We start from the raw sequence: 9,023 nt of genomic DNA, 5'->3' as shown, positions 1-9,023 counted from the left end.
CTCTCTTTACGAGCTTGGATTGCCCGACGGACCGTCTCTGTCGTTGTGGCGCTGCCGTGGAGAATCTGTCCCATAGCGCGTCCCTCCATGTGGCACCCGATGTATCACCACACAACGGGACCAAACACCCAGAGGTCGGGCACGGTGCGGGCGGTTGCGGTTCGCAGCAGGTGCTTGAGCTTGGCGAAGATCTGCTCGATCGGATTGAACTCGGGACTGTAGGGCGGGAGGTACAGGACCCGCGCCCCCACCGCCTCGATAGCTTCGCGCACACCGGCGACCTTGTGGGCTTGCAGGTTGTCGAGGATGACGGTGTCCCCGGGTCGCAACACCGGGACGAGGCTGTCGGCGACGTAGCTGCGGAAGCGGGCGCCGTTGGTGGCGCCATCAACGAGACTGAGCGCGCACAGGCCGGTGCTGCGCAGGGCGGCTGTGACGGTGGTCGTTTTGTAGTGGCCCTGCGGCACGAGGAGCCGGCACCGCTCACCGCACGGGGCGCGTCCGTAACGGCGGGCCATGTTGGTGGCGGCCGCGGTCTCGTCGAGGAAGACGAGCGTGTCCGGGTCGAGGTCGGGCAGGGCCTCGAACCAGGCTTGGCGGGCCTCCCTTACGTCGGACCGCTCCTGCTCAGCCGCATAGAGAGCCCCTTTTTGCGGGTGATGCCGTGGCGGGCGAAGAAGCGCGACAGGCCGCTCGTGCTGGTCTGCACGCCCTGCGCGGCCAGAGTGTCGCGCAACTCGCGCAGGAAGATCTCGGGCCGGGCTTCGTAGGTGGAGAGGATCCGATCGGCCTGCCCCTCGATGGCCGGAAGACGATCGTCGCCGCGCGTCGGCTTGGGCGCGACGTGGCCTTCCTGCGCGAACCGCTCCGACCAGCGGCTGGCACTCGACACGCTTACACCGAACCGGGCCGCCGCTCGATGGAAGGAGGCGCCCTCGGCCACGGCCGCCACGACACGCTCGCGCAGATCGACAGACAACGGTGAAGGCATCGAGGGCTCCTTCACCACTCAACGCTGCAAACCGCTAACCCGTCGCAACGCGGCCGGGCACGGCTCTAGCTCCTCCGCCATCCGCGATGAACCTTCCACTTAACCCCGACCTCGGCCTAATGGGTCGACGTTGTCGAGGGCTTCTTCTCCGCCCCCACGCGCTGCCGCCTGCAACGCGGGACCTTCGCCGGCATCGTAGACCTGCAGGCCGCGATCAAACGCTACATCGCCGAGCACAACCAGAGCCCCAGCCCCTTCCGTCTGGACCAAACCGGCCGCCGCCATCTTCGACGCGCTCAACCGAGCCCCTGAACCATCCGTCTGAATCACTGCACTAGCTAGATCGCTTGTCCAATCGCTCGCCCGTATCCCGGCGGATGACGCCGCCGCCAATCAGGCGCTTGAACGGGCTGGCTTTACTGCCGGGCAATGGACGCCGATTCCGGTCAGCAATGCCCAGGTGCCGATCGCGCATCCGGCGCACCCGCGCGATCACTCCGACGTCCATCACCGTCTTGGCGGCGTGACACGGTCGGCACAGCACTTGGCAGTTCTCGAGGGACGCATCGTCGGACAAAGCGGCCGGCACGATATGGTCGTATTGGAACCACCCGGTCTGCAAGGCGCACGGGCAACGGCTGCCGTTCACGAGCATGCCCTCGCATCGCCCGTCCGCACGTGCGAGGGCGGCACGAAGCACCGCCTTGCTGAACTCGCGCCGGGGCATCACGCCACCCCCATGGCCGCGGACAAGGCGGGCCCACCGAGGTCAGCCGCGATCGCATGACGTTCAGCCCTTTTTCCTGCCAACCGGTAAGCGTGCAGTTCGCGCGCTCCAAGCGTGGCGCAGGCGGCCAGCCAACCCAGAAAACCTGGATCCCCAGGGTCGCAGGCCCGGACAGCGACGATCGAAGCCTGCCCTTGGGCATCACGGGCAACGGCGAGGACGACTGCGGGGTCGTCTGCGACCAAATCGACGGTATCGAGCGGCTGGATCACGACGACATAACGCCGGCTCGAGGATCCGCGCCAGGCGCTCATCGGCAGGAGGCACGCGCCGCGCAGGCCCGCGCTGGTGCGCAGACGTTCTTCGCGAACCGCCGAACGGACGGTGCGATCGGATTTCAAGTCGCGCAGAGCGGCGGCCCAAGAGATGCTGCGGTTCGACATGCTCGCACTCACGTCCGCGGGGCGGCAAACGATGCGGCAGGAAGGCTCGCTGTCGAGCCTGGGCACGGAAGCTGCGCCGAATGTCCGACATGGGCGGCGGGGGAAAAGATGATCTGAATGAAAAATGGGGTTTGCATAGCGCGCCTCGGGCTCGTGACGGGACTAGCCCCGCCACTGCCTTGGCCCCGCACACGCCCAATGGGCTTGCGGGGTAACGCGATCGGTCGGATGCCCTTGCCCGCTCCCGGGAAGCTCGCTTCGACTCACGGCAGCCGGCTGCTTCGTGACATGACTATTCACGCTCCAATCGCTCAAGCAGTCCAGTGGAATATGCTCGTTGCCAGCATGAAATCAGTCTGCGATTGTCCAGGTGCCATCTCCGAGCGTACGGAGTCACCGTTTCGCGAAAAAAATTTTCCCGACGAAGTGTTGAGAAAAGACCATTAAGACGACAGGCATAACGAGCATTATTACACATGACTTACAAAAATCTAATATAAATAATTTCGAGATGTCCACGCCCGCAAAACATCGCGCATAATTTTTCTAATTGATAGAATGGACGTTTTTAAAATTGTCAGCACCGATCGATGATGCAGATGTATGCCGCGAGGATAGTATCTTAGAAGCGGTTGTTGTACCTGAACTTCCGTACGTCCTCACAATAATTTTTCGAAAAACACCAGCATGAGTAGAGGCGCGCAAGGCAGCAGTTTGGGTAGGATGATGTTGTCTAGCACAACGATCTCGTGAGCTTTGTGTCAGCCCGTATCAGTTAGGCGTGGGCCCGGGCACGACGCTTCGGATAATCGGGGCCCTATGCAAGCTTATCGCCTATCTGTCCCGCCGGGGTAGAACGGATCCGGCGGCCTTTTCCTTCTGAGGGTAGATCGCTTTAAAGATATAGGCATACGCCGTGTGCCAATCCTGGGGCGCCGAGGGCCGTGTCCCGCTGCATGTCTCACGCTGCGACTGGGTGCTCTTCTCACCGGCGCGAGCAGCATCCTGCCATGACACTTTAATAGCCGTGCCGGGTGGCAGGCATACGCGAGCAGGCCAGTATGGATTGCATTCACGGCGGTGGGGAGGTTTTTTGAGCACGGCCAGCGCAGCCAGATCCTGCTCGTGGTGGCGAGGGCAGACCGTCAGCTTACGGAAGCCCATCTGCTTGATCGTGCAGCCAAACGTACTTTCGTCCAGCCTGCCCCCGAAGCTCGCGTAAATTCAGTCGGCCAGAACCTTCGCCACGTGCGTAGCACGCCGTATCGGTCAGCGTTTGACCCACCCTCGATAACCCGTGTCAGCGCCTTTCGCTGTGCGGCGTCAAGCTTGGGCGCTAGCGGCTGACCAGACCCGCCGTACCATCAGCGTTAAAGGCCAGCGCTCAGTAGCCCGTCGTCGGCAGGTCCACCGCGCCGGCTCCACGCTGCTTCCACCGATGTAGACCGCAGCCAACGCCAAAAGCCGAAATCTGTGGCCGACGCCCCAGCTTGCCCTGCCAGTCGCCTGAGAACATCAGCAGCAAAATTCTCGAGGCATGGTACGGGACTAGATACGACAAACCATCCCGGCTCAAATAACTGAATCACAGCAGACGAGCCGAAAAATCATATTCTTCGTTACCTCTATTGACCAATCTGAGCCCTTAACAATAATAAAAAACGCCGCGCAACGCGCACTATTCACAGTGCGTCAATGTGTAATCCGAACCAGCCGCCAGAAGAAAGAAAACTCAATGCTTTTTGCAATGCGACATCTGCGTCAACGCCGCGCGCAGATCGCCCGGGCCCTCATGGCGGTCGGTACCGAACCCAGGGCAAAGCAGTAGATGCTACTTTCGTCCATGGCGGGGCGCTCGCCGCCGCTACAGGTGCCGTTCACTGCGAACTCGTCGGAGGTGCAGGCGGCCACGCACCGCCCTCCCGTCGGGCACTCCTCGACCTGAACCCGTAAAGCAACGTTGGCAACAGCTGCCTTGCCCTCGGGCCCAGCCGGTCCTGCCGGGCCACGTTCGCCTCTTTCGCCCGCCTGTCCTTTCGTGCCCACCTGTCCGGCGGAGCCGGGTGGTCCTGCGGGGCCGACCGACCCCGGCTCGCCCTTGGCGCCGCGCTCGCCTTGAGGTCCTTCCGGACCCTGTTGACCGGCCGCGCCCTGAGGACCGCGCGGGCCGACCTCGCCCTTGGACGTGTTCGCCGCAAGCATCACGGGTGCGGGGTACGTTGCGGCCTGCTTCACGGCCGGTGGCCGAGCGCAATAGCCGACGACGGCCTGTCGGCTGAGGGATTCGGACTTCAGCGTCACCACGCAGGTCTCCGGATGGTAGGGGATCCGGAACGCGAAGCGCCCGTCCTGATCGGCCCGTGTGTTGAACTTGTCGTCCAAGACGACGCTGGCCGCGCGGGGCGGCGCCAAAGTCCCGAAGACCCTGAGATCGCCGTTGGAGATCATCGCCATGTCGACGGCGATGTCGCCGGCGGCCCCCGCACCCGAGGACGCGAGGCAGAGCGCCAAGACCAGAAGCGATCGCCGAGCCATCCTGCAAACTCCAAAACTTCCGGACAGAGTAGGACTCGGCATAGCTCGGCTCTATCGGGCCGCGGCGTACATATTTCGGCGCATCTGCAGGCAGACGAGACCTGTTCTTAAGGCGAAAGATGCGTGAGCACTGCGCCGAACGGCGAGGCCGGCCCTCGCCGATGGCGAGACGATCCGATGCCGTCGGCACCGTGAGGCAGCTGCTGTACTGGTAGACGACTAGGTAGGCTCTACTGCGCATAGACCAGAGTGGGACACTCAAGCAGAGCCCTCATCGCAGATGCGTCAGCTTGCGAGAGATCACGCCAGGATATTGAGATAGCGGGCTGCGATATAGGCGGCCAGCACCAGGCCGACGATGCCCGCACCGCTGAACAGAATGGCGAGCCAACGATCGAAGACGGCGGCGTCGCTATCGGCCTGACGGGTCGCGCACGCGACGCAATAGGTGGTGTCCGCGCAGATCGTCTCACCGCAGGATCGACAGATGGTGCGTGCCAGCGGCATCGATTTTTCGTTCGACATCGCGCAGGTAAATACCAGTTTGGTGTCGCAGATCGCAAATCTCGGGACGCACACAGTCTGGATCAGCGACACAATTACGCGCGAATCGACCATGGGGCATTCCGGGCATAACGCCCCCCACGGTTTCATGCCTTCCGAACGGCGTGTCGCGCGCTCCCGATGATCACTCGGTGACCGTTCTGCGGCGGCAAGCGAAGCGAGGTCCTTGCGTCGGCGGCGCCCTACGCGTCTCGTGCCGCCCTGTATCATGTTGCTTCGCGCGTAATGACGGTGGAGCTCAGGAGAGCCGCGGCGTTGCTCCGGAGCCCGTCTATCAGGCCGACTTCGTCCGGCGTTGGACCTTGGGCTCCGCACGACTCGGCTCGTCGCCGGCTGAAGCCCCTCCGCTTGGCCGCCCGAGGCCGATCGCCTTCGCCAGGGCGGATCGCCGTTCGGCATAATCCGGCGCGACCATCGGGTAATCCCGCGGCAGCCCCCACTTCTCGCGATAACCCTCCGGCGTGAGGCCGCGGCCGGTGAGATGCCGTTTCAAGGTCTTGTAGGGTTTGCCGTCCTCGAAGCTGATCAAAGCATCGCGGCCGACCGAGCGCCGGATCTCGGCAGCGGACGGTTTCTCGACCGGGCCCTCTGCAACCGCAGGCGCCGAACCATATCCCTGCGCGGCTGCCTCCACAGCGGCGTAAACACTCGCGAGAAGCTTGGGCAAATTCGAGACTTGGACATGATTATTGGAAACATAGGCGGTCACGATATTTGCCGTCAGATGCCTGACATCGAGAGGCCGCGCTTCGAGATCGTCGTCCATTGCTGACTCCTGGCGGCACAACCTTCGTCATACCTTGATGCATCTACGAAGGACGCGTTGATCCGTTCCGGTTTTCTGCAATGGAATTCATTGAGTGTTAACGACGCGTGTCCGGTGCGGCAATCGGCGCGGCGTTCGTTAACGGATAAGATCTTTTGTTCGATCACAAGCGCTTCGATGGCGCCAATGTTTTTATCAATGCAAGCCGGTGGGTTTTTCTACAGGGATCGCAGCGCTCCAACGAATCCCGAGATCAAATCAGATCTTCGAGCGTCGCCGATGTTAAGGCGGCGGTCACCCTCATAACGTGGGCACGCAACCTGTGATGCTTATGCCAAAACTGGATCCAAGGGCATGTTGTCCTGCTTGACAGCATGCGGCTGCGGGCCGGATGGCGTCCCGTCCAGGCTTGAGCCGCCGACGGATGTGAAAGCGGGCAATCGCGCTGCGTTTCAATCGCCGCGGCCGAGAGGCCCTCAACGCAGCAGTAGATCAGTCACTCATCGCCAGGGCGTCGGTCACCAGTCGATTGACCAGAGCATCGCGCTTGGCTTGGCGTATAACGATGCGAGCTGCAGCCCGGGCATTGGCAGCGCGTATGTCGCTCCTGGGAGACCCGTCGCGCAGGGCCCGCCACGCCATGGCGCGAAACCAATGGGCGTTGGCCAGGGCGATGGCGCGACGATCGGCGACTGCCCCGCAGGCGGGCGGCGCGAGGAAAGAGACGGCGTGCATGGGACCATTCCTGGGCAGCAAAGATACGCCTGCCCGCGAACTGATAGTCTCATGACATACCAAAACTCGTAACTCAACACTGTTTTCGTCGAACAGCGGGATTCCCGATCGCATCCTGGCCCCACATCTGCAATTGCGGGTCGGTCGCCGGCAAAAATTTTTAGCTGTTTTGTGCAGATTTATACGAGGTTCAATGGATGTCGCCGGCGAACATATGTTCGGCCAAGCCCAGAGTTCTATATAAATGATAGATGATGATTTGAATTCGGAGACTATAGCACGACGTGATTGTCACGGCGGCCCGAAGTCAAGGGTGCGGGACGCGAGGCTTCTGACCCATTCGAAGCGTTCGCTCTTCCTTCGCACACTTCGATTGCTGCGCTGACCGCTCGTGTCGCGATGCCGGCCAGCGGTTCGTGCGTCACTGACCGAGACCCCGACCCGGCGGGATCGCCGCAGCGGGCAGGCCATCAGGCATCGGTTGCCGTTCCCCCAACCCTGTGCCGCACCAGTGCTCAACCCATGGTACGAGCCCGGCACGTCCAGTCGAGCCAATGACCGATGCTGACCCGCCGCGCACTCCTGTCCCGCCCGACCCTGGCCGCCGCCTGCGCGGCTGCCGGGAGCCTGGTGACGGCGGGCTACGCGACGGCCTTCGAGCCGCATCGGGTCCAGATCCGGCGCTATCGGGTCTGCCCGCCGCCCTGGCCGGCCGGCCTACGCCTGCGGATCGCGGTGCTCACGGATTTCCACGCCCATCCCCGCTGCATGGGCGCGGACGCGATCACCGAGGTGGTGGCGCGCACCAACGCTCTGGAGCCGGACCTCACGGTGCTGCTCGGCGATTACGGCTCCCAAAGCCGGGGGGCGGTCCCGTTCGAGACGGTGGCCGAACGCCTGAGCGGTTTGCGGGCGAAGCGGGGAATCTACGCCATCCAGGGCAATCACGATTGGGGCGACGACCGTGCCGCACTCCGGCGCGGACATGGCCCGACCCGGGCCGAGCGCGCCCTGCGGGCGGCCGGCATCGTCTTCCTGGAGAACGCGGCCGTGCGGCTCGATGTGCCGGCCCCGCTCTGGCTGGTGGGGATCGAGAGCGAGGCGACGCCCGGCCGCCCCCTGGCGCCGGACCCGCTCGACCGGCAGAGGTCGCGGATCCTCGCGCAAGCCCTCCGGGACGTCCCCGCCGACGGCGCCGCGATCCTGCTCGCGCACGAGCCCGACCTGTTCGCCACCGGCCTTGACCCGCGGGTCGCGCTCACCCTCTCCGGCCATACCCATGGCGGCCAGGTGCGGATCCTGGGCTGGTCCCCATGGATCCCGTCGCGCTACGGATTGCGCTACGCCCACGGCCATATCGTCGAGGGCGACCGTGACCTGATCGTCTCGGCCGGGCTCGGCTCGCACTTCGTGGCGGGCCGTCCGTTGCGGCTGGGTATCCCGCCCGAGATCGTGGTGGTGGATCTCGGGCGGGATGAAACCGGGACTGCCCTCGCGGCCGACAGCCCGGGATGACGGGCGCCTCAGCGCGGTGAGACCGGTGCCGGCCTCCCCGAATCCTGCGATCATTCCGGATTGCGCAAAATAAATGCACCGCCCCCGGTGTAGTCCCACGCTATTGTCGTTATATTGCCATATCTAGACCGGTGGATAAGTCCGGAGAGAAAACGTCAAGCTTTCGCGTGCATACCGGTGCGGCGAAGGCGCTCGAGAGGACACGATCATGCATTGGACGGCCGTGATCCTCGCCACCTATTCGCTCGGTCTGGTCGAGTTCTGGCGTCTGTGCCGCGACGCCCCGATCATGCCGGACGAGGCTGCTTGAGCGATCGCTCTCGAAAGGGAGACCGGTTCGCCGTAAGCGGGCGCATCGAATCAGGGGGTGAGGGCCGTCCCGATCGATCGGGGCTCAGCTGAGAAGCCGCGTCATCGCCCAGCCCAGGATTCCGATCCAGCCGACGACCACCAGCAAAACCACGACCAGGATCGCAGTGGAGCCGTAGCGGGCAAACAGGCGCTGAACCAGGCTGCGCTCCGGATCGGTCGGCCGCGTCTCGCTCTCCAACATCGTTCCTGGCCCAGCCTTCGCGTTGTGCTGAGAAGCGAAGGCTTCCCGAGCAAGTTCCGTGACGTCCTCTGAGCGTGCTCCCCGAGGGCAGGATCCGGGAGGTCGCAACCCGGTCGGCGGCGGGCCGCACGTGGTCGCGCCGTCATGCGCGATGGTTCAGGACCGCCGCGGTCGGGCGGCACGGCGCGCGTGCC

8 protein-coding genes and 2 pseudogenes are annotated in these 9,023 nt (G+C 63.9%); 2 read left to right on the top strand and 8 right to left on the bottom strand.

The genetic code is table 11. The annotated features are described in order from the left end of the window. Positions 1-128: 128 nt before the first annotated feature. A pseudogene (locus FV228_RS13025) lies at positions 129-991 on the bottom strand (IS630 family transposase); the annotation flags it as partial. Positions 992-1,071: 80 nt separating this feature from the next. On the opposite strand from FV228_RS13025, the pseudogene FV228_RS13020 reads away from it, so the two are divergent. Further along, positions 1,072-1,316, top strand: a pseudogene (locus FV228_RS13020) (IS630 family transposase); the annotation flags it as partial. A gap of 9 nt (positions 1,317-1,325) precedes the next feature. Here FV228_RS13020 and FV228_RS13015 read toward each other — a convergent pair. The 6 genes from FV228_RS13015 to FV228_RS12990 form a co-directional block, all read right to left on the bottom strand. Further along, positions 1,326-1,646: an HNH endonuclease signature motif containing protein gene (locus FV228_RS13015; protein WP_187277727.1), complete on the bottom strand. Its 321-nt coding sequence runs from the start codon at positions 1,644-1,646 to the stop codon at positions 1,326-1,328. Between the two features lie 71 nt (positions 1,647-1,717). After that, positions 1,718-2,161, bottom strand: coding sequence for a hypothetical protein (locus FV228_RS13010; RefSeq protein ID WP_147855009.1), 444 nt, complete (start codon positions 2,159-2,161; stop codon positions 1,718-1,720). A gap of 1,761 nt (positions 2,162-3,922) precedes the next feature. Beyond that, positions 3,923-4,672 (bottom strand): collagen-like protein, encoded by a 750-nt coding sequence (locus FV228_RS13005; RefSeq protein WP_187277726.1) that lies wholly within the window; start codon positions 4,670-4,672, stop codon positions 3,923-3,925. Positions 4,673-4,996: 324 nt separating this feature from the next. Beyond that, on the bottom strand, positions 4,997-5,314 hold the full coding sequence (locus FV228_RS13000; RefSeq protein ID WP_147855007.1) for a hypothetical protein: 318 nt from the start codon (positions 5,312-5,314) through the stop codon (positions 4,997-4,999). 220 nt (positions 5,315-5,534) lie between these two features. After that, complete coding sequence (locus FV228_RS12995; RefSeq protein ID WP_147855006.1) at positions 5,535-6,026, bottom strand: MucR family transcriptional regulator; 492 nt, start codon at positions 6,024-6,026, stop codon at positions 5,535-5,537. A 492-nt stretch (positions 6,027-6,518) separates the two neighbouring features. Continuing rightward, on the bottom strand, positions 6,519-6,761 hold the full coding sequence (locus FV228_RS12990; RefSeq protein ID WP_147855005.1) for a hypothetical protein: 243 nt from the start codon (positions 6,759-6,761) through the stop codon (positions 6,519-6,521). A 561-nt stretch (positions 6,762-7,322) separates the two neighbouring features. Between FV228_RS12990 and FV228_RS12985 the strand changes: the two genes are divergently transcribed. Beyond that, a complete protein-coding gene (locus FV228_RS12985; RefSeq protein ID WP_147855004.1) occupies positions 7,323-8,276 on the top strand; it encodes a metallophosphoesterase in 954 nt (317 codons plus the stop codon). A 394-nt stretch (positions 8,277-8,670) separates the two neighbouring features. Here the strand turns inward: FV228_RS12985 and FV228_RS33085 are convergent, their stop codons facing one another. Beyond that, the gene (locus tag FV228_RS33085; RefSeq protein ID WP_187277725.1) at positions 8,671-8,829 is read right to left on the bottom strand and encodes a hypothetical protein; all 159 of its coding nucleotides are present in this window, start codon (positions 8,827-8,829) and stop codon (positions 8,671-8,673) included. Between the last annotated feature and the right edge of the window lie 194 nt (positions 8,830-9,023).

The organism is Methylobacterium sp. WL18, assembly GCF_008040015.1.
In the GTDB taxonomy this organism is placed as follows: Bacteria; Pseudomonadota; Alphaproteobacteria; order Rhizobiales; family Beijerinckiaceae; genus Methylobacterium; species Methylobacterium mesophilicum.
The sequence above is the reverse complement of the archived record's forward strand: the minus strand, read 5'-3'. Positions and strand labels throughout refer to the sequence as shown.